The 19,392-nt window shown below is 64.7% G+C and carries 18 protein-coding genes and 1 riboswitch; of the genes, 5 read left to right on the plus strand and 13 right to left on the minus strand.

Annotation, left to right across the window (positions count from 1 at the left end):
* Positions 1–247: 247 nt before the first annotated feature.
* On the plus strand, positions 248–622 hold the full coding sequence (copC, locus tag EVC45_RS10330; protein ID WP_129957895.1) for a copper homeostasis periplasmic binding protein CopC: 375 nt from the start codon (positions 248–250) through the stop codon (positions 620–622).
* Positions 619–1,548 carry a CopD family protein gene (locus tag EVC45_RS10335; protein WP_129957896.1) on the plus strand — a complete coding sequence of 310 codons (930 nt, stop codon included), beginning with the start codon at positions 619–621 and terminating at the stop codon, positions 1,546–1,548. The genes copC and EVC45_RS10335 overlap by 4 nt, the downstream gene beginning before the upstream one ends.
* 204 nt (positions 1,549–1,752) lie before the next feature.
* Here EVC45_RS10335 and EVC45_RS47610 read toward each other — a convergent pair whose 3' ends face one another.
* From EVC45_RS47610 to dgoD, 4 genes are all read right to left on the minus strand, one after another.
* Entirely contained in the window at positions 1,753–1,989 is a 237-nt protein-coding gene (locus EVC45_RS47610; protein WP_129957897.1) for a YodC family protein, read from the minus strand.
* A gap of 24 nt (positions 1,990–2,013) precedes the next feature.
* Positions 2,014–2,316 carry a hypothetical protein gene (locus EVC45_RS10345; RefSeq protein WP_129957898.1) on the minus strand — a complete coding sequence of 101 codons (303 nt, stop codon included), beginning with the start codon at positions 2,314–2,316 and terminating at the stop codon, positions 2,014–2,016.
* Positions 2,317–2,555: 239 nt separating this feature from the next.
* Positions 2,556–2,942 carry an MFS transporter gene (locus EVC45_RS10350; RefSeq protein WP_129957899.1) on the minus strand — a complete coding sequence of 129 codons (387 nt, stop codon included), beginning with the start codon at positions 2,940–2,942 and terminating at the stop codon, positions 2,556–2,558.
* 126 nt (positions 2,943–3,068) lie between these two features.
* On the minus strand, positions 3,069–4,217 hold the full coding sequence (dgoD, locus tag EVC45_RS10355) for a galactonate dehydratase (RefSeq protein WP_129957900.1): 1,149 nt from the start codon (positions 4,215–4,217) through the stop codon (positions 3,069–3,071).
* A 181-nt stretch (positions 4,218–4,398) separates the two neighbouring features.
* Between dgoD and EVC45_RS10360 the strand changes: the two genes are divergently transcribed.
* On the plus strand, positions 4,399–5,142 hold the full coding sequence (locus EVC45_RS10360; RefSeq protein ID WP_373683011.1) for a FadR/GntR family transcriptional regulator: 744 nt from the start codon (positions 4,399–4,401) through the stop codon (positions 5,140–5,142).
* 23 nt (positions 5,143–5,165) lie between these two features.
* Here the strand turns inward: EVC45_RS10360 and EVC45_RS10365 are convergent, their stop codons facing one another.
* Positions 5,166–6,701 (minus strand): DHA2 family efflux MFS transporter permease subunit, encoded by a 1,536-nt coding sequence (locus tag EVC45_RS10365; protein WP_211193397.1) that lies wholly within the window; start codon positions 6,699–6,701, stop codon positions 5,166–5,168.
* 136 nt (positions 6,702–6,837) lie between these two features.
* Here EVC45_RS10365 and EVC45_RS10370 point away from each other — a divergent pair, with 136 nt between their 5' ends.
* The gene (locus tag EVC45_RS10370) at positions 6,838–7,281 is read left to right on the plus strand and encodes a MarR family winged helix-turn-helix transcriptional regulator (protein WP_129957901.1); all 444 of its coding nucleotides are present in this window, start codon (positions 6,838–6,840) and stop codon (positions 7,279–7,281) included.
* Between the two features lie 76 nt (positions 7,282–7,357).
* On the opposite strand, the gene EVC45_RS10375 is transcribed toward EVC45_RS10370, so the two are convergent.
* The 8 genes from EVC45_RS10375 to EVC45_RS10410 form a co-directional block, all read right to left on the minus strand.
* Positions 7,358–7,684, minus strand: coding sequence for a hypothetical protein (locus tag EVC45_RS10375; protein WP_129957902.1), 327 nt, complete (start codon positions 7,682–7,684; stop codon positions 7,358–7,360).
* A 65-nt stretch (positions 7,685–7,749) separates the two neighbouring features.
* A complete protein-coding gene (gene atzF, locus EVC45_RS10380) occupies positions 7,750–9,591 on the minus strand; it encodes an allophanate hydrolase (protein ID WP_129957903.1) in 1,842 nt (613 codons plus the stop codon).
* A gap of 17 nt (positions 9,592–9,608) precedes the next feature.
* A complete protein-coding gene (uca, locus tag EVC45_RS10385) occupies positions 9,609–13,208 on the minus strand; it encodes an urea carboxylase (protein WP_129957904.1) in 3,600 nt (1,199 codons plus the stop codon).
* 172 nt (positions 13,209–13,380) lie between these two features.
* Positions 13,381–14,022, minus strand: coding sequence for an urea amidolyase associated protein UAAP2 (locus EVC45_RS10390; protein ID WP_129957905.1), 642 nt, complete (start codon positions 14,020–14,022; stop codon positions 13,381–13,383).
* Positions 14,023–14,037: 15 nt separating this feature from the next.
* Positions 14,038–14,754 carry an urea amidolyase associated protein UAAP1 gene (locus EVC45_RS10395; RefSeq protein WP_129957906.1) on the minus strand — a complete coding sequence of 239 codons (717 nt, stop codon included), beginning with the start codon at positions 14,752–14,754 and terminating at the stop codon, positions 14,038–14,040.
* 13 nt (positions 14,755–14,767) lie between these two features.
* Complete coding sequence (locus EVC45_RS10400) at positions 14,768–15,559, minus strand: ABC transporter ATP-binding protein (protein WP_129957907.1); 792 nt, start codon at positions 15,557–15,559, stop codon at positions 14,768–14,770.
* Positions 15,556–16,368: an ABC transporter permease gene (locus tag EVC45_RS10405; RefSeq protein ID WP_129957908.1), complete on the minus strand. Its 813-nt coding sequence runs from the start codon at positions 16,366–16,368 to the stop codon at positions 15,556–15,558. Before EVC45_RS10405 ends, EVC45_RS10400 begins: the two co-directional genes overlap by 4 nt.
* A gap of 76 nt (positions 16,369–16,444) precedes the next feature.
* The gene (locus tag EVC45_RS10410) at positions 16,445–17,515 is read right to left on the minus strand and encodes a putative urea ABC transporter substrate-binding protein (RefSeq protein ID WP_129957909.1); all 1,071 of its coding nucleotides are present in this window, start codon (positions 17,513–17,515) and stop codon (positions 16,445–16,447) included.
* Between the two features lie 57 nt (positions 17,516–17,572).
* A riboswitch (guanidine-I (ykkC/yxkD leader) is annotated at positions 17,573–17,672 on the minus strand.
* 297 nt (positions 17,673–17,969) lie between these two features.
* Between EVC45_RS10410 and EVC45_RS10415 the strand changes: the two genes are divergently transcribed.
* Positions 17,970–19,181, plus strand: coding sequence for an MFS transporter (locus EVC45_RS10415; protein ID WP_129957910.1), 1,212 nt, complete (start codon positions 17,970–17,972; stop codon positions 19,179–19,181).
* Positions 19,182–19,392 lie beyond the last annotated feature (211 nt).

Below are 19,392 nucleotides of genomic sequence, written 5' to 3' on the forward strand. Positions count from 1 at the left end.
GCGTTTGCCGGTTGCGGACTTCTGATGCGTCGTGCGTCGTGGTCAACGCACTTCCGTGCCTAAAAAATGATCGCCGCCACGTCGCCGCCAGCACGATGTCGCGCGGCACATTCGCTCGAGCCAGGTTGAACCGATCCCCGCGCGCGTCATCGAAGCGTACACTTCCGGGCTCGCCGGCCGTCGTAGAGACGCTACGCGTCGCCGGCCCGGCTATGTTCCGTTCGTTCTCATCCGCTATCGGCCTTACATGAAGCTATTCGATTTTTCCTCGACGCTGCGTGCGTTGATGTCCGGCGCGCTGGCGCTGGCCATGTCGTCCACTGCGTTCGCGCATGCGCATCTGATCTCGAGCGTGCCGGCCGCTAACGCCGAGACCGACGCGCCCGCCGACGTGACGATCCATTTCACCGAGCCGCTCGAGCCCGCATTCAGCAAGATCACACTCGCCGATGCGAGCGGCAAGCCCGCGACGCCGGGCGCGTCGACGGTCGATAGCGCGGACGCCCGCGTGATGCACCTCGCGCTGCCCCAGCTGACGAGCGGCCGCTACGCGGTGCACTGGATCGCGGTGGCCACCGACGGCCATCGTACCCAAGGCGACTTCGCGTTCAACGTCAAATGAACTTCGACGGACTGTGGATCGGGCAGGTCGCAATGGCCGCGCTCATGAACGTCGCATTCGGTTTCGCGGTCGGCTCGGCGCTGCTCGGCGCATGGCTCGCGAAGGACGGCCACGCCGCCACGTCGCCGGCGCGCCCCGGCTTGCTGCGTGCGCAACGCTCGATGCTCGCGGCCACCCTCGTGCTGGTGCTCGCGGATCTCGGCTGGCTGTTGTATCAGGCGGCGTCGATGAGCGGCGTCGCATTGCCCGCGGCGTTCGGCGTGGTGCCGACGGTGCTGACGCAAACGCATGTCGGCTACGGCTGGAGCGTTGCGTTCGGCGGCGCGCTGGTGCTGCTCGGCACTGCGCTGAGCCATGGCACCGGCATGCTGCGCACCACGCTGCTGTGGCTCGCGGTGCTCGCAATCGCAGCGGGCAAGGCGTCGCTCGGTCATGCTGCCGATGCCGGCGCCATGTCGGCCGCGATCGGCATGCAGACGCTGCACGTGCTCGCGACGAGCGTATGGGGCGGACTCGCGATGGCCTCCGGCTTCGCGGTGCTGCCGGCGCTCGGCGCATCGACCGCGCGCGGCATGCTGATCCGCACGGCGACCCAGGTGTCGAATGTGTCGATCGTCGCGGTCGCGCTGGTGTTGCTGTCGGGCGTCTTCAACGCGGTGCGCGGCTCGGGCGGTTCGTTCGAAGCGATTCAGGTGAGCACGTGGGGTCACGTGCTGACGCTGAAGTTCGTGCTGGTCGCGCTCGCGCTTGTGCTCGGCGGACTGAACCGGAGCTCGGCGCTGCCGCGTTTGCGTCGCACCGCGTCGACGATGGATGCGCACACCTTCGTCAACGTGATGTATCTGGAAGCGCTCGTGATGATCGGCGTGTTCGTCGTCGCGTCCGCGTTGTCGCATAGCGTGCCGGCGTTCGCGGCGCTCGGTTGAGCGCAAACGGCGGCGCGGCGTGCGGGTTCGACCGATGTTCGATGGCTGCGTGATGGCTGCATGATGGCCGCGCGCGTCCATCACGCATCAGTTCTGCGACATAGCCCGCGCGACAGCGCCGCATAAAAAAGCGCCGCACTCCAAACACGTGCGGCGCAATACACACGGTCGCCTGGCGATGGCCAGCGCATCCGCTACTACTCGTCAGGCAACGGACGCGTCGTCGCGCGCCCATTCCAGCGTCTCCTCCGCAAACATCTCCTGCTGTAGTTCGCCCGCGTCGCTGAACCATTGGCAGATCAGCCAGTTGCCCGGCGCGAACAGCACGCGACCGCGCCAGGTCGCCGTCATCGGATGGCCGCCGGACTTCAGCCGAAGCACGTCGCCCGCGCGAAACGCCCGTTTCGCGGATCTGATCCTGAGTGGTGGCGTCAGTCGCATCGCGCGGCCCGGTGCGAAGCCCGCTTACTCGAAGCCGAGTCGATGGCCGAGAATCGGCGCGCAGAACAACGCGATCGCGCAGCCCGCGGTCTTGCCTTCGAGTTCGGCGACGGCCGCGTGCGAGCCGACCATCTGCGTGAGCAGATCGAAAATCTGCGGCAGGCAGTACAGCACCGCCGCGGCGATAAAGCATTTCTCGACCACCGAGATGTTCCATCCGCGCTCATACGCGAGCATCGCACCGATGACGCGCAGCACGCCGAACGCGACCAGCGCACCGACCGCCGCCTGTTCGCGAATCAGATAGTCAGGAAGGAATTCGCCCATGGTGTTCCCCGCTGCATGCGTTGTTTGCACGCATTTCAGCAAGGAGCAGGCCATGCGTATGTCCGATACCGAACAAACGTCACGAAAGCCAGGCGGGATAGGGCTTGGCGGGGAATGAGGCAGTGCGAGCCGCGGCGCTCGAACGGCTGTTCGTGCCGCCGCGGTCCAGGATGTCACGTTACTGCGACGGCCCGCGCGTCAGGTGACCGTGACGCGCAGGCGCAATGACGAACGAAGCGTCAGCGGATGCGCTCGATCTTGCCCACGAGGAACAGATACGACAGCGCGCCGACCACGCCGACCGCGCTCATGAACATCAGCGCGGGCTTGAAGTCGCTGTTCTTGACGATGAAACCGATCACCACCGGCACGCAGATCGACGACAGGTTGCCCATCAGGTTGAACATGCCGCCGGTCAGGCCGAGCAGTTCCTTCTTTGCCATCGACGATACCAGCACCCACGTGATCGACGAAAAACCGCTGCCGAAGAACGCGATCGCCATGAAGAGGATCGCCATCGCGGGCGTGTCGACGTAGTTCGCGCCGACGATCGCCGTCGACAGCAGCAGGCCGGTGACGATCGGCACCTTGCGCGCGACGGTGGCCGACACGCCGCGCCGGATCATCCAGTCCGACAGCAGCCCCGAGCCCAGAATCCCGACGACGGCGGGTGATGGGTGCGGCGCAAGCCGCCCGAAGCCGGAATGCCGCCCGCCGGCGGCATTCCTTCTGATTCGCTCAGGTGCCGAGGATCACCATTCGGCGACGCTGCCGTCCGCGTGACGCCACACCGGATTGCGCCAGCGATGACCGACCTTCGCCATCTCGCGCACCTTCTCTTCGTTGACCTCGATGCCGAGCCCCGGGCCCTGCGGAATCGATACGAAGCCGTCTTCGTACTTGAAGACTTCCGGGTTCCTGATGTAGTCGAGCAGATCGTTGCCCTGGTTGTAGTGGATGCCGAGGCTCTGTTCCTGGATGAACGCGTTGTAGCTGACCGCGTCGATCTGCAGGCAGGTTGCCAGCGCGATCGGGCCGAGCGGGCAATGCAGCGCGAGCGCGACGTCGTAGGCTTCGGCCATCGCGGCGATCTTGCGGCACTCGGTGATGCCGCCCGCGTGCGACGCGTCCGGCTGGATGATGTCGACGTAGCCGCCCGACAGGATGTGCTTGAAGTCCCAGCGCGAATACAGACGCTCGCCGAGCGCGATCGGCGTGTTGGTCTGATTGACGATGTCGCGCAACGCCTCGGCGTTTTCCGACAGCACCGGCTCTTCGATGAACAGCAGCTTGTACGGATCGAGTTCCTTGGCGAGCACCTTCGCCATCGGCTTATGCACGCGGCCGTGGAAGTCCACGCCGATGCCGATATTCGGCCCGACTGCCTCGCGCACGGCCGCGACGTTGTTGATCACGCCTTGCACCTTGTCGAAGGTGTCGATGATCTGCAGTTCTTCCGAGCCGTTCATCTTGACGGCCTTGAAGCCGCGCTCGACCACCGCGCGCGCGTTGTTCGCGACATCGCTGGGACGATCGCCGCCGATCCACGAGTACACCTTGATCTTGTCGCGCACCTGGCCGCCGAGCAGCGCGTGCACCGGCACGCCGTGATGCTTGCCCTTGATGTCCCACAGCGCCTGATCGACGCCGGCGATCGCGCTCATCGTGATCGGGCCGCCGCGATAGAAACCCGCGCGATACATGACCTGCCAGTGGTCCTCGATCAGCAGCGGGTCCTTGCCGATCAGATAATCGGACAGTTCCTCGACGGCCGCGGCGACCGTATGTGCGCGGCCTTCCACCACCGGCTCGCCCCAACCGACGATGCCCTCGTCGGTCTCGATCTTCAGGAAGCACCAGCGCGGCGGGACGATGAAGGTTTCGAGCTTGGTGATTTTCATGACGGTGTGTCTCCTATGCCGGTCGGAGCTGGCGCTTCGGCGCCTACTCCGAGCCATGCGAGATGGTTGCAGCAGGCCTCGGCGCCTGCGAAAAGTTTTCGAGGATTCCATGCTACAACAAAAGTGCGCTAAAGTACTATTAATAGTATTATTTGCCACATAGTGGTGAGATTTGGAATTGGTGGTTGGATTTGGAATACTTGTCGCCGCGTCGAACTACGACACCACCAACCGCGAGGAGAAAATCATTCCGCACGATCTGCACGGGCGAGTCACCCAACTGTTAGCGACCTCGATTCTGCGCGGCGACTACGCGCCCGAATCGATCCTGCCTCGCGAAGCCGAGCTAATGGAGACGTTCGGCGTGAGCCGCACGGTGCTGCGCGAGGCGCTGCGCACGCTGACGTCGAAAGGGCTGATCGAGTCGCGGCCGCGCGTCGGTACGCGCGTGCGGGTCAAGTCCGCGTGGAATCTGCTCGATGCCGATCTGCTCGACTGGTATTCGCGGGTCGCCGAGCCGATGACATTCGCGCTCAAGCTGCAGGAAATGCGCGAGATGATCGAGCCTTATGCCGCCGGCCTCGCGGCCGCCGCGTACACCGACGACACGTTGGGCGCGCTGACGGCCGCGCATGCCGCGATGGTGGCGGCGCGTAACGTCGACGAATGGGTGCGGGCGGATCTGCAGTTCCATCTGTGCGTGCTCACCGCGTGCAGCAACGAATTGCTGATTCCGCTCGGCGCGTTGATAGAACGCACGCTCGAGGCACAGTTGCGGCTCAATGCGAAACGCGCCGACGTGTTCAACGCGTCGCTCGCCGAGCACACGGCGGTGTTCGACGCGATCCGGTCGCGCGACGCCACCGCGGCGTACGCGGCGATGGCGGCATTGCTCGGCGTGACGCGCGGGCGGATCGAGGGCTGAGGCGGACGTCGCCGGACTGGATCTCAATCCATCGCCGCATGCGCGGCGGACGCATCCGGCGCCTTGTGCGACGGGCGGATCAGCAGCAGCGGGATCACCAGCAGCGTCGCCACGAACATCAGCTTGAAGTCGTTCAGGAACGCGACCATCGCCGCCTGCTGCGTGATCGACGCGTTCAGCGCCGCGATGTCGTAGTTCGAGCCGCCGTCGAGCATCGACTGGAGTGCCGGATTGAACGCGGTGACGTTCGCCGCGAGGTCCGCGTGCGAGATCTGCGTGTTGCGCGTCATCAGCGTCTGCACGATCGAAATGCCGATACTGCTGCCGATATTGCGCATCAGGCTATACGTCGCGGTGCCGTCCGCGCGCAGCTCCGGCGCCAGCGTCGAGAACGTCAGCGCGGACAGCGGCACGAACACGAGGCCCAGCCCGAAGCCCTGGATCACGCCGGGCCATACGATGTTCGACGCCGACAGCACGATCGTGTAATGCATCATCTGCCACAGCGCGAACGCCGAAATCAGGAAGCCGCAGAGCAACAGCAGCCGGGCGTCGACGCGCTTCAGCAGCCGGCCGGCGATCAGCATCGCGACCATCGTGCCGGCGCCGCTCGGCGCCGTGACGAGGCCGGTGGTCGCGACCGGATAGCCCATCAGATTTTGTAGCATCGGCGGCAGCAGCGCGCGCGTCGCGTACATCACCGCGCCGATCACGAAGATGAAGAAGGTGCCGGTCGCGAAGTTCGGATCCTTCAGCAACTTGTATTTGAAAAACGAGCGCTCGCCGACCGTCGCCGTGTGTACGAGGAAAAACGCGAAGCTGATCGCCGCGACGAGCGCCTCGATCACGATCTCGGTCGACGAAAACCAGTCGAGCTGCTCGCCGCGATCGAGCATCGCCTGCAACGCGCCGATCGCGAGGCCGAGCGTGATGAAGCCGAACGCGTCGAACTTCACATCGTGCTTCGGCTCGCGCGTTGGCAGGAAGGTGGCGACGCCGAACAGCGCGAATGCGCCGATCGGCACGTTGATGAAGAACACCCAGCGCCAGTTGTAGCTGTCGGTGAGCCAGCCGCCGAGCGTCGGACCGAGAATCGGCCCGACCATCACGCCCATGCCCCACACGGCCATCGCCTGGCCCTGCTTTTCACGCGGGTTGATGTCGAGCAGGATCGATTGCGACAGCGGCACCAGCGACGCGCCGAAGACCCCTTGCAACAGCCGCGACACGACGATCTGCGACAGCGTCTCGGAGAGCCCGCACAACGCCGACGACACGGTGAAGCCGCCGATCGCGATCAGCAGCAGCCGCTTCACGCTGAGGCGGTCCGACAGCCAGCCGGTCAGCGGCGTGGCGATCGCGGCGGCGACGATGTACGAGGTCAGCACCCACGTGATCTCGTCCTGCGACGCCGACAGCGTGCCTTGCATATGCGGCAGCGCCACGTTGGCGATCGTGCTGTCGAGCGTCTGGATCAGCGTCGCGAGCATGATCGAGATCGTGATCATCGGCCGGTTGAGCAGCTCGGTGGCGCTCGCCGGCGTAGAGGCGGAAGACATGAACGGTGGGGAGGGTCGATATCGTAAGCATGCTTAGTATATCGGCCATGCGGGTTTGCGCTATCGGGAGTTGTGCTGACGCTGGAACGCATGCGCGGTCGCGTCGTACGCCGAAGCGCTTCCGTATAATCCGCGCATGAAAACCCAATTCGAAGAGCGCTTCGGCTTTCTGATCTACGACGTCGGCCGGCTGGCGGGCAAGCGTTTCGACGATCTCGCGAAGTCGTCGGTCGATCTGACGCGCGCGCAGTGTCGCGTGCTGGCCTATCTTGGCCATTACGGCGACATCAATCAGGCGCGGCTCGCGGATCTGCTCGAGGTCGCGCCGATCTCGGCTGGACGGCTGCTCGACCGGATGGAGGAGGGCGGCTGGATCGAGCGGACCGCGAATCCGCAGGATCGCCGCGAACGCCAGGTGCGCATGACGCCGAAGGCCGAGCGCACGCTCGGCAAGGCGCGCAAGGTCGGCGACGAGGTCGCGCTCGAAGCGCTCAATGGTTTCAGCGACGAAGAAGCGGCGCAGTTGATCGCGCTGCTGCAGCGGGTGCGCGGCAATCTGAGCCGGCTGGTGGATCGCTGAAGCGTCGCGGTGGCGGCGCGACGCCGTCGTCTTTCGCGCGAGCCGGGGCAGCGGTGGGCTCGCGCTTCAGTTCATGTTATTTGGATTCTGACGCCGGCGCGGTGCCGCTCGGCGGCACCAGCTCGTAACAGCCCGGCGCTACCGACGTTTTCGCTTTTCCATCCGCTTGCTGCGGATCGATGCATTTGAACGCGCTCTGATCGCGCTGCACGAAGATCGTGTCGGCGGGCCCGTTGTTGACGACGGCGACGATCTTGTAGCCGTCCTGCAGCAGCGTCGCGAGCATCGTCGAACTGGCGCGCCATTGACTATCGGACGGGGTCGGAGTTTGGGCGTGTGCGGTGAGGGCGGCGGTCGTGAGCGCAGCGGTGGTTGCGGCGAGCGCGACGGTGCGGAACGTCATTCAGGAACCTCCTCGAAGTTGCGGCCGAATATACCCTGCGACGCCGCCGCTCACCGTTCGTTCCATCAGAAGCTTGCGCCACGCTCGCTGGCAAGCCATGCTCGCCATCCGCCCAACTCCGAGATATCGGTTCCCGTCTTCACGCCGTACGGCTCGCACAGGAAGCCGGTCACCCACGAACCGTCCAGCAGTTCGACCTTCCCCAGAACCAGCGGAGACGGAACGGTCGCGATGAACGAGCCGAACTCCGCGCCAGGCATTTCCCACACTTCGATGGCAATTTTTGCGCCGCCCTCGGTGACGCGCCATAGGCCTGGGCGCCGCGTGCCGTCGGCCGACTCAGGCAGCGCCGACAGCCGATACCGACCCGCGGTGTGCGTGGCCTGCACGAGCCGCGCGCGTCGCGCGAGCAGATCCCGGTTGAGCGGCAAACCTTGCATGTGGGCGCCGCAGACCGCGATCCGCATGCGGTCGTGGGTCGCCGCGCGTCGATCGCCAGGCTGTTCCGGCTCGACGCTCAGGCCTCCGACGCAATGCACGCCGCTCTCTCGTTGCAGCAGGTCGGCCACGCCCAACAGGTACTGGTCGGTGAATGCGCGGCCAAAAACGGTCACGCCCCACGGCAGACCATTCTTCATGAAACCGGTCGGCGTAGCGACCGCGGCATAGTCCAGCAGATTCATGAAGTTCGTGTAATAGCCGAGCAGGGAATTCGGGCCGATCGGGTCGCGCTCCAGTTCGTCGAGCGTCACGGCACGCGGATAGGTCGGCGTCAGAACGAAATCGAGCGAGTCGATCGATGTGTCGCAGACGGCCTTCAATTCCTGCAAGCGATACTGCGCGCGAAACAGTTCGACCGCGGTCGCGGCGGGCGCCTTCGCCAATACGTCGCGAATCACGGGCAAAACCGCAGCGGGCCTCTCCGTCATCAACTCGCCCGCCACGCTGTAACGCTCAGCCACCCACGGCCCCTGATAGAGCAGCCTGGCGGCTTCGACAAACGGCGTGAAGTCGATTTCGACAGCTTCGCCTCCTGCCGCTTCGAGCAACGCGCGCGCCTTCGCGAACAGCTCGGGGCTCTCGGCGCAGCCGGCGAATTCGAGTTGCGCCGGCACGCCGAACCTGAACGCCGTTGGCTTGCCGAACGCGCGTGCCGTATTCCATTGCGGATTCGCGCGGCTGTATGCATCGCGGGGATCGGGGCGCGCGCTCAACGCAAGCAGTTCGCTCGCTTCTTGCGCGGTCGCCGTGAAGAACGTCACGCAATCGAGCGTGCGGCACGCGGGCACCACCCCAGCGGTGGACAGCAGCCCTTTGGTCGGCTTCAGACCGATGAGATTGTTCAGCGCGGCAGGCACGCGACCGGAGCCGGCCGTGTCGGTGCCGAGCGCGAAACTGGCGACGCCGAGCGCGACCGCGAGCGACGACCCCGCACTCGAGCCGCCCGACGGATAGTCGGGATGCACGCTATTGCGGCACTTGCCATACGGCGACCGGGTGCCGTTCAGGCCGGTTGCGAACTGATCGAGATTGGTCTTGCCGAGCGGTATCGCGCCGAGCGCGATCAACTGCGCGACGACGCTTGCCGATCGCGACGGCGTGTACGCGAACGCGGGACACGCGGCGGTCGTCTGGATGCCGGCGAGATCGATGTTGTCCTTGATCGCGAACGGCACGCCATAGAGCGGCAGGCTTTCGACGTCTTGCGTGTCGAGCCGGTCCAGGTAGGGCGCGACTTCGTCTTCGGTCAGAAGATGGATGAACAGATTGAACGACGGATTGAGCGCCGCGGCTTTTTCGAGCAGTTCAGCGACGAGCCCGCGCGGCGTGAGCGTTCCCGCGCGATAAGCGGCGCGAAGCGTCGGCAGGCGAAGATCGAATGACGAGGATGACGAGAATGACGACATAGTTTGCGTCCAGATAATTAGTGACGTTCGACGACCGCGACGCGCTGTCCCGCGCGCACGGGCGAACCCGGTGCCACGTGGATCTCGCCGACGATTCCGGCGCACGGCGCACACACCGAGATTTCCATCTTCATCGACTCGATGATCAGCAGCACATCGCCCGCGTCGACCGTGTCGCCGGTTTTGACCTTCACTTGCCACAGGCTGCCGGCGATCTCGCTGTCCACGGCGACTTCACCGTCTTTCAGCGGAGCCGCCTGAAGGTCTTCGGCGACCGGCGTCTCGAACGAGACTTCCGCAGTGCCGGCTTCACGCCACCGCTCGCGCTCCGCCTGAAAGGCCGCCTGCTGCCTTGAACGGAACTGCTCGATGCTGACGGATTCGCTCGCGAGAAACGCCTGATAGTCCGGCAGCGAAAGCTCGGACGCTTCGATCCGCAACGGATAACGCCCAAGCGGGAAGTCCGCGCGGATCCGCAACAGTTCGTCGGCCGACACCTCGTAGAAGCGAATCTGGTCGAAGAAGCGCAGCAAATAGTGCTGTCCGGCGAAATCCGCGACATCGCGGTAGCGATTCCACATCTGCAATGTGCGGCCGACGAATTGATAGCCGCCCGGCCCTTCCATGCCATACACGCACAGATATGCGCCGCCGATGCCGACCGAGTTCTCCGCGGTCCACGTGCGCGCCGGGTTGTATTTCGTCGTGACCAGCCGGTGACGCGGGTCGAGCGGCGTCGCGACCGGTGCGCCGAGGTACACGTCGCCGAGGCCCATCACCAGATAGCTCGCATCGAAGACGATCTGCCTGACCGCGTCGATCGAGTCGAGGTCGTTGATGCGGCGAATGAATTCGAGGTTGCTCGGGCACCAGGGCGCATCCTTGCGCACGGTGGTCATGTATTTTTCGATCGCGAGCTGGCACGCGGGGTCGTCCCAGGACAGCGGCAGATGAACGATTCGCGATGGCACGCGCAGGTCCTTGTGCAGCAAGACCTCGTCCCAGGCCTGCGCGACGAGGTCGAGCAATCTGGCGAGCGGCAGATCCTCGGGCCGGTAGTGGATCTGCAGCGAACGGATGCCCGGCGTCAGATCGATGACGCCGGTCAGATGCTTCGCTTCGAGGGACTGCATCAGCGCATGCCCGCGAAACCGCGCCACGAGATCGAGTTCCGCCGGTCCGATTTCGAGCAGCAGATGCGTGTCGCCGGAGACGCGCGCGACGAGTCTGTCGCGGTCCGCGCCGGTGTCGAGCACGATCGGCGAGGTCAGCGTTGCGCTTGTTTCGACTCGCGCGCCCGGTGCAATGTCGAGGCTCTCCAGTTCCCGACGACGCTCACCCGCAGCCGCACGCGCTTCGTCGACTTCGACGGGCGCGAAGCGGATCTTGTCGCCCGCTTTTAGCTGGCCGACCTGCCAGAGGTCCGCCTCGATGATCGTCACCGGACACACGAAGCCGCCGAGACTCGGGCCGTCGGGCCCGAGAATCACGGGCATGTCGCCGGTGAAGTCGACGGCGCCGACCGCGTACGGATTGTCGTGAATGTTCGACGGATGCAGTCCGGCTTCGCCGCCGTCCTCGCGCGCCCACTCGGGTTTCGGTCCGATCAGGCGCACGCCGGTACGGCTGGAGTTGAAGTGAACCTCCCACTCGGTGTCGAGCAGTTGCGCGATATAGCGGGCGCTGAAGTATTCGGGTGCGCCGTGCGGGCCGTAGATCACGCGAAGGGTGCGCACGCCGTCGAGCGTCGGTGCGTCGACGAGCGCCGCGCCGGCTTGCGCGTCGTCGAGCGGATAGAGATGCAGCACGTCGCCCGCGCGGATCGCGCGGCCGCCATGCCCGCCGAACTGGCCGAGCGTAAAGGTGCTGCGGCTGCCGAGATACAGCGCGACGTCGAAGCCGCCGCGCGCGCATAGATAAGCGCGCGCGCCCGCGCCGCGGATCGTGCCGAGCGCGAGCGTCGAACCCGCCTTTACGTGAATGGTCGTGTTCAGCGGCTGCGCGACCTCGTCGAGCAGCACCGGAATCTGCGCGCCGGTGATGGCGATCACGGCATCCGTATTGAAGCGCAGCGTCGGCCCGCTCATCGTGACTTCGAGCGCGGCGGCGTCGGCCGCGTTGCCGAGCAGGCGATTGCCGAGCCGCATCGCCCGGTCGTCCATCGGCCCTGAAGGCGGGATGCCGACCGCCCAGTAACCCAGGCGCCCTGGATAGTCCTGCACCGTGGTTTGCGTGCCGCCGCTGACGACTTCGACCGTGCTGGCCTGATACCTGAGCTCTTCCAGACATCGAGTCCACGGTTCGCCCGACGCAAACGGCCGGTCGCGCAGAATCTGGCGCAGATAGTCGCGATTCGTTTCGACGCCGTAGAGGCGGGTGTTGCGCAGCGCGTCGTCGAGCGCTTCGCGCGCTTCATCGCGAGTCGTCGACCACGCGATCACTTTCGCGAGCATCGGGTCGAAGTACGGCGGCACTTCGCAACCGGCCTCGATCCATGTATCGATGCGCAATGCGCGCCCGTCCGCGTGCGGGAACGCGACATCGGTCAGGAGGCCCGGACTCGGTTTGAAATCGCGCCCCGGGTCTTCCGCGTAGAGCCGCGCCTGGATCGCGTGCCCTCGCGGCGTCAGGCCCGCGGCCAGGTCCTTCAGCGGCGCGAGCGTGCCGGCCGCGAGTTCGATCATCCAGCGCACGAGGTCCACGCCCCACACCTGTTCGGTGACGCCGTGCTCGACCTGCAGACGCGTATTGACTTCGAGGAAGTAGAACCGTTCAGCGGCGCTGTCGTAGACGAACTCGACGGTGCCGGCGGATCGATAGTCGACGGCTTTCGCGAGCTTGACCGCCGCCGCGCACAACGCGGCCTGAATACCGTCGGGCAGGCAGGGCGCCGGCGTTTCCTCGAGCACCTTCTGATTGCGCCGCTGCACTGAGCAGTCGCGCACGCCGAGCGCGAGCGCGTCGCCTTTGCCGTCGCCGAATACCTGCACTTCCAGATGCCGCGCCCGTTCGATGTACTTCTCCAGAAACACGCCGGCATCGCTGAAGTTGTTTTCGCCTAGGCGCTTGACCGCGTCAAAATGGGCGCCGAGGTCGTCGGCGTGCCAGCACACCCGCATGCCGATGCCGCCGCCGCCCGCGGTGCTTTTCAGCATCACCGGATAGCCGATGGTCTGTGCCGCCGCGAGCGCCGCCGCCAGGTCCGCGAGCAGCCCCGTGCCTTCGAGCATCGGCACGCCTTGCTTCGCCGCGATTTCGCGGGCCGTGTGCTTGAGGCCGAACGCGCGAAGCTGCGCGGGCGTCGGTCCGATGAACGCGATGCCGGCCGCTTCGCAGGCTTCGCCGAACGCCGCGTTCTCCGACAGGAAGCCGTAGCCGGGATGGATCGCCTGCACGCCTTCGCGACGCGCAATCGCGAGGATTTTGTCCACGTCGAGATAAGTCAGCGCGGCGGGACCCTCGCCGAGCGCATGCGCGACCGGCGCTTCGCTGACGTGGCGGCTCGCTCTGTCGGCCTCCGCATAGACGGCGACGCCGGTGACGTCGAGTTCGCGCAACGTCCTCAGAATGCGGCACGCGATAGCGCCGCGATTGGCGATCAGAATCTTCTCGAACATGGAAGGTGTGTTGATTCGGAGGCGGGCCGTCCCGCCGTGGGATTGGCCGGCCGTGGTCGTCCACGGCCGAAGTCGCGTCAGCGATCGGTCTGGGTCAGTTCTTCGCGCGTACGGGTGAAGTAGCGGCCCGAGCGAACCAGCATCAGCAGAAACAGCCAGTGGCGGATGCGCTTCAGTTCCATATCAGCAGCTCCGCGGGCGTCGGGTTGTAGGCGTTGCACGGATTGTTCAGCTGCGGGCAGTTGGAGATCAGCACGATCACGTCCATCTCGGCGCGCAATTCGACGTATTTGCCCGGCGCCGAAATGCCGTCTTCGAAACTGAGCCCGCCCGTCGCCGTCACCGGCACGTTCATGAAGAAGTTCACGTTCGCGCCGATGTCCTGCTTCGACAGGCGGCCGTCGTGAGCACAGGCACGCAGGAAGTTGTCGCGGCAGCTGTGCATGTAGCGCTTCTCCAGCGCATAGCGCACCGTGTTGCTCTCCTGCGCGCAGGCGCCGCCGAGCGTATCGTGGCGCCCGCAGGTGTCGGCGACGATCGTCAGCATCGGCCTGCCGAGGTTCGAATACAGCACCGAGCCGGTCGTCAGATAGAGGCTCTTTTGCCGGCGCAACGTGCGTTGCGGGTCGAAGCGCTCACGCGGATCGGCGACACTGTAGAACAGCGTGTCGACCGCCTGATTGCCTTCGAGATCGACGATGCGCAGCGTTTGGCCGGCCTTCACCTCGTGAAGCCACGGTTCACCCGCGGCGAGTGTCTCGCGATGCACCGCGGATTCCGGACGTTTGTCGCTGACGATAAGCGTGCTGGTCATAAGCGTGGCCTTCGCTCAAAGAAAGAAGCGGTCTGTGTTGATGAAACCGCGTGCGTTCTCGTCGCATGCGGTACGGCAAACTTCGGCGACCTCGGGCCGCGCGGCGCTCAGTTCGAGCTTGACGGGCCTTGGCGCGTACTCGGGGTTCGGGTCGAGCGGGTGCTGGATCGCGGTGAGCACGACGAGCGTGTGCATCGGCGCGTAGAGCTCGACGTAGTGGCCGGCCTTCGAGTTGCCGGGCACGAAACTGAGCACGCCGTCGTCGCTGACGTCGACACGGCTAAACAGATTGAGCGTCATCAACAGGTCCGTGATGCCGAGCCCCCACTTGCCCATTTCGACGAGCAGGTTGTCCGTGCCGTTGCGATAGAACGCGTTGCGCAGCTCCTGGTAGCGGCCTGCGCCGTATCGTTCGCGAACCTCGTCGGCGTTCGAAACACCGCCGATGCTGTCGTGCCAGCCGCAGGTATCCGCGACGATCGCGGCCAGCACGCGGCCCATGTCGGAATACAGGCAGTGCCCGACCGTGAGCCTCGCCGTGTGCTGGCACTTCAGCGAATCCGGCAGATTCAGCCGTTCGCTCTTTTCCGTCGCGTTGACCATCATCACGCTGACGTTCGCGCCGCCGCGCAGGTCGGTAATACGCAGCGATTGACCGCGCTTGACGATCAGCGACGTATGACCGCCACCCGGGACGATTTCTTCAAGCAGTAAGGTCGTATCTGGGTTCATACCTGAGTTCCCTTCAGTCGGAGACCAGTTCGATATGCGCTGCGCCTCGCACGGCCGCTTCGGCGAGATGCACGGCGGACACGGAATCGCGGCTGCGATCGAGCGGAATGTTGTAGGTGATGCGTGCGCCGTAGGCACCCGGTGCTTGCGGGTCGACGCGCACCTTGTCGAAAACCAGCACACGGCTTCCCAACATGAAGCCTTCTTTCAGGTCATGCGTGACCATGAAGATCGTCAGCTTCGCTTCGCGCCAGAGGTCGGACAGCAGCTCGTGCATGTCTTTGCGAATACCGGGGTCGAGCGCGCCGAACGGTTCGTCGAGCAGCAGCACGCGAGGCTTCATCATCAGCGCCTGCGCGATCGCGAGGCGTTGCTGCATGCCGCCCGACAGTTGCTGCGGGAACTTGTTCAACGCAGCGCCCAGTCCGACGCGCTCGAGCATCGCCGCGGCCTCGTCACGCGCCACGCGCCGACGGGCACCGAACAGCCGGCCGGTGAACTTCGCGTGGGGAAGCTCAAGCCCCAGCATCACGTTGCGCAAGACGCTCAGATGGTCGAACACCGAGTAGCGTTGAAACACCACGCCGCGATGCCGGTCCGGTTCGCTGGGCAGCGGCTTGCCGTCCAGCAGGATCTCGCCGCGCGTCGCGCGCTCCTGGCCGAGCAGCAGCCGCAGAAACGTCGACTTGCCGCAGCCGGATGCGCCCACCATCGAACAGAACTCGCCTTCCTTGACGGTCAGATTCAAACGTTCGAGCACGACCTGGTCGCCATACTCTTTCCAGACGTTGCGGACTTCGATCATCGCGCGCCTCCGTACCACGGGAAGCACCACTGTGTGATCCGGCGCAGCAGCTCGTCGGTGAGCCACGCGAGCAGCGTGATCCACGCGACGTACGGCAGGATCAGGTCCATCGACAGATAGCGGCGCACGAGAAAGATGCGATAGCCGAGGCCATCGGTCGACGCGATGGCTTCGGCGGCGATCAGAAAGAGCCACGCCGCGCCGAGAGACAGACGCGTCGCCACCAGCAGACGCGGCAGCAGTTGCGGCAGCACCAGACGCAGAATCAAGGTCCAGCTGGTGGCGCCGAGCGTCTGCGCCTTGACCCACAGCTCGACCGGAATCTCGCGGGTACGGGCATGCAGATCGCGAATGATCACCGGCGTGATGCCGACCACGATCAGCACGACCTTCGACAGCTCGTCGAGCCCGAACACGATGAACAGGATCGGCAGCACCGCCAGCGGCGGCACCATCGAGATCACGGTGATGAACGGCGACAGCGTCGCGCTGACGAGCGGAAACGAACCGGTCGCGATCGCGGCGACCAGCGCGATCACCGCGCTCACGACGAGGCCGATGCCGAGCCGCCGCAAGCTCGACAGCGTGTCGGTCCACAACAGATATTCGCCGGTGCGCTTGTCCTCGGTGAAGGCGGCCAGCTTCACCGCGTCGCTCATTTGCGCCGCGCTCGGCAGCAGCTTGTCATCGGGATTGATGGAGAGCCGCATCGAGGATCCGGTGAAGTAGACCGCGAACAGCACGACGAATGGCAGCAGGAGCAGCATCAAGCCGCCGATCCGGCTCGGATGTCGATTGATCAGTCGCATGGTGAGCGCCCGGTTGGAAACCTGGGAATGCGAGCCCGCGCTAGCGAGCCCGCGGCGAGTGGCAGGCTGGTCCGTGTCAGAGCTTGCCCGCGGCCGCCATCGCGACGTAGGTCGGATCGAAACGCAGCTTGACGTTGCTCTTGTTGCCGACCACGACGCCCTTGTCGAACGCCATGCCGACCGCGTCCGCGCTCTTCGCGTCCTGGCCTAGCAGGCCGTGATCGAACGAGAACTTCGCGACGCGCGTCATGATCTTCGGCATGTCGGCGCTGGTGACGAAGTCGAGCGCGGCTTGCGGCGAATAGAACAGGGCGGTTGTCGACAGTTGGCCCTTGAAGTTGGCGAGATCGGTGCCCGAGGCCTTCGCCATTGCAGTCAACGCGGTCGTGCTGGCCGCGGAGTCGGTGTGCATCAGCGCGACCATTTCGAACCATGCGCCGGTCAGCGCTTTGCCGAGGGCGGGGTTCTGCTGCAGCGTCTTCGTGTTGACGACCATCATGTCCATGATTTCGCCGGGGATCTTGCTCGAGTCGAACACTTCGCTGACGTTCGGCTGCGACTTCAGATCGGCGAGCATCGGATTCCAGGTGACCGCGTTGCGAACTGTGGGGGTTGCGAATGCGCCGGAGATGTCGGCATCCGAGGTGTTCACGACCTTGAGGTCGCGCTCGCTCAGATGCGCGCTTTCGAGTGCGCGTGCCAGCAGGTAGTGGGAGACGGAGAACTGCACGAGGTTGACCTGCTGTCCCTTCAGGTCGGCGATCTGCTTGCCCTTGCCCTTCATCAGCACGCCGTCGTTGCCGTTCGAATAGTCGCTGACGATCAGGGCCGTCGAATCCACGCCGCCGGTGGCGGGAATCGTCAGCGCATCCATGTTGGTCATCGCGCAGCCGTCGAACTTGCCGGCGGTGTATTGATTGATCGATTCGACGTAGTCGTTCAGTTGCACGACATCGACATTGATGCCGTATTTCTTGGCCCATTTGGACACGATGCCCTGGGTTTTCGCTTCACCCCACGGCATCCAGCCGGCGTAGATGGTCCAGCAGACCTTGAAGTCGTTGCGGCCCGCGGCGAACGTGGGGCTCGAGGCGAAGGTGGCGAGGGAGACGGCGGCGATGCCAAGACAGCGAACGAGCTTGAACATGGGTTGACCTCGGAGGGGACGGTTAGCGACGGCAGGGAGCAGCGCAAACATCGCGTTCTCTCCCGGGCTTTTGTCCCGCCGTGTAACCTCGCCAGAGGTCGACAGCTCTCGGACCAGCACCTGCGTGAAGCAGGCCGGAACCCTAGCCGTCCATTTCCAGATTGTTCGTCGAACCGGAGGTTGCGCCGGCTCCTTGCACGCTCTTTAAAGCGGGAAGCGTGCCAGGTGAGATGTCCTGGATTGGTCGGGGCTTGGTGCGGCGAAGGGGAAGTTATTGCCCTGGGGCGGGGAGCGTGTGCACTGATGTGTGTCAGCGCGTGCACTCGATTCGGGCGCGGAGGACAGGTATCCGACCCGGCGATGCCGGATAAGATGTAGCGGTCGCAGCACGCCGTATTGGCGCTCGCGTGCGGCCGCGCCGTTCGAACGTGTTATTTGATGCCATCGCTATCGAATGCGAAACGAATCGCAAGTCAATGTCGTCCGGCAGATTCCGCGCAGCGTGTGGGTGCTGGGATGGGTGAGTCTTTGCATGGACATCTCATCCGAAATCATCCACAGCCTGCTGCCGATGTTTCTGCTCGCAGGCCTTGGTGCCGGTGCCGGCGCGATTGGGCTCATCGAAGGCATCGCGGAGGCCACTGCCCAAATCGTCAAGGTGTTTTCGGGAACGCTCAGTGACTATCTCGGCAACCGGAAGTGGCTGGCAGTCGCCGGGTATTCGCTCGGTGCGATGAGCAAGCCGCTTTTTGCCATTGCGTCGTCGGTGGGCGTCGTGGTGACGGCGCGCATCATCGACCGGGTCGGCAAGGGGATTCGCGGTGCGCCTCGTGATGCACTGATCGCGGATGTCACGCCGCAGCATCTGCGTGGCGCGGCCTTCGGCTTGCGCCAGTCGCTCGATACGGTCGGTGCGTTCCTCGGACCGCTGCTGGCCGTTCTGATCATGCTGGTGTGGGCGGACAATTTTCGGTTTGCGTTCTGGCTTGCCGTCATTCCCGGTGTGCTCGCGGTCGCGCTGTTGACGTTGGGTATCACCGAGCCTCAGCACGAGTCTCACGCCAAAAGAAGCAAACCTGTGCGGTGGCAAAGTCTCAGGGACCTTGGATCGGACTACTGGTGGGTCGTCGGGATCGGCGCTGTTTTCGCGTTGGCGCGATTCAGCGAGGCCTTTCTGGTTCTTCGCGCGATGGGCAGCGGCGTACCGATTGCGCTCGTTCCGCTGGTCATGGTGGTGATGAATGTCGTCTACGCGCTGGCCGCGTATCCCTTCGGGAAGCTCGCGGACACGATGCGTCATACGCGGCTGCTGATAGGTGGTCTCGTCGTATTGATCGGCGCCGACCTCGTGCTTGCGCACGGCACCCACTGGAGCATCGTCGTCGTGGGCGTAGCGCTCTGGGGGCTGCACATGGGGATGACGCAAGGCCTGCTTTCCACGATGGTCGCGCACACGGCGCCTGCGCATCTGCGCGGGACTGCGTTTGGTTTCTTCAACCTGCTGAGCGGCATCGTGACGCTGGTTTCGAGCGTTATCGCAGGGCAGTTGTGGGAACGTCTGGGAGCGGCTACGACGTTTTATGCGGGCGCAGTCTTCGGTCTGATGACCGTGGTGCTGCTGCTCTTTCATCCGACACCGGGCGAATCTGGTGACGAGTTCGGCTGACGTGGCCTATCCGGGTAGTGGCGCGTTGCACGCGGACGGCGGAGGCTGCTGCAAAACAAAAAAGCCGCTGTCCTTGTGGGACAGCGGCTTTTTCTTGAAGCTGGTGGCGAATCAGGGATTCGAACCCCGGACCTGCGGATTATGATTCGGCGTGGAACGCGGTAAGTCGTTGAAATTTAAGACTATCTAACCGTAAACAAGACAAATAGAA

The sequence above is a fragment of the Paraburkholderia sp. UYCP14C genome, assembly GCF_004197395.1.
Classification (GTDB): Bacteria; Pseudomonadota; Gammaproteobacteria; order Burkholderiales; family Burkholderiaceae; genus Paraburkholderia.

Bases quoted from the DNA above. Each gene is read 5' to 3' on its own strand.
- EVC45_RS10390 (WP_129957905.1), bottom strand. From the start codon at position 14,022: ATGACCAGCACGCTTATCGTCAGCGACAAACGTCCGGAATCCGCGGTG.
- EVC45_RS10410 (WP_129957909.1), bottom strand. From the start codon at position 17,515: ATGTTCAAGCTCGTTCGCTGTCTTGGCATCGCCGCCGTCTCCCTCGCC.
- EVC45_RS10395 (WP_129957906.1), bottom strand. From the start codon at position 14,754: ATGAACCCAGATACGACCTTACTGCTTGAAGAAATCGTCCCGGGTGGC.
- EVC45_RS47610 (WP_129957897.1), bottom strand. From the start codon at position 1,989: ATGCGACTGACGCCACCACTCAGGATCAGATCCGCGAAACGGGCGTTT.
- atzF (WP_129957903.1), bottom strand. From the start codon at position 9,591: ATGTCGTCATTCTCGTCATCCTCGTCATTCGATCTTCGCCTGCCGACG.
- uca (WP_129957904.1), bottom strand. From the start codon at position 13,208: ATGTTCGAGAAGATTCTGATCGCCAATCGCGGCGCTATCGCGTGCCGC.
- EVC45_RS10365 (WP_211193397.1), bottom strand. From the start codon at position 6,701: ATGTCTTCCGCCTCTACGCCGGCGAGCGCCACCGAGCTGCTCAACCGG.
- copC (WP_129957895.1), top strand. From the start codon at position 248: ATGAAGCTATTCGATTTTTCCTCGACGCTGCGTGCGTTGATGTCCGGC.
- EVC45_RS10345 (WP_129957898.1), bottom strand. From the start codon at position 2,316: ATGGGCGAATTCCTTCCTGACTATCTGATTCGCGAACAGGCGGCGGTC.
- dgoD (WP_129957900.1), bottom strand. From the start codon at position 4,217: ATGAAAATCACCAAGCTCGAAACCTTCATCGTCCCGCCGCGCTGGTGC.
- EVC45_RS10335 (WP_129957896.1), top strand. From the start codon at position 619: ATGAACTTCGACGGACTGTGGATCGGGCAGGTCGCAATGGCCGCGCTC.
- EVC45_RS10400 (WP_129957907.1), bottom strand. From the start codon at position 15,559: ATGATCGAAGTCCGCAACGTCTGGAAAGAGTATGGCGACCAGGTCGTG.
- EVC45_RS10405 (WP_129957908.1), bottom strand. From the start codon at position 16,368: ATGCGACTGATCAATCGACATCCGAGCCGGATCGGCGGCTTGATGCTG.
- EVC45_RS10350 (WP_129957899.1), bottom strand. From the start codon at position 2,942: ATGATCCGGCGCGGCGTGTCGGCCACCGTCGCGCGCAAGGTGCCGATC.
- EVC45_RS10370 (WP_129957901.1), top strand. From the start codon at position 6,838: ATGAAAACCCAATTCGAAGAGCGCTTCGGCTTTCTGATCTACGACGTC.
- EVC45_RS10415 (WP_129957910.1), top strand. From the start codon at position 17,970: ATGCGAAACGAATCGCAAGTCAATGTCGTCCGGCAGATTCCGCGCAGC.
- EVC45_RS10375 (WP_129957902.1), bottom strand. From the start codon at position 7,684: ATGACGTTCCGCACCGTCGCGCTCGCCGCAACCACCGCTGCGCTCACG.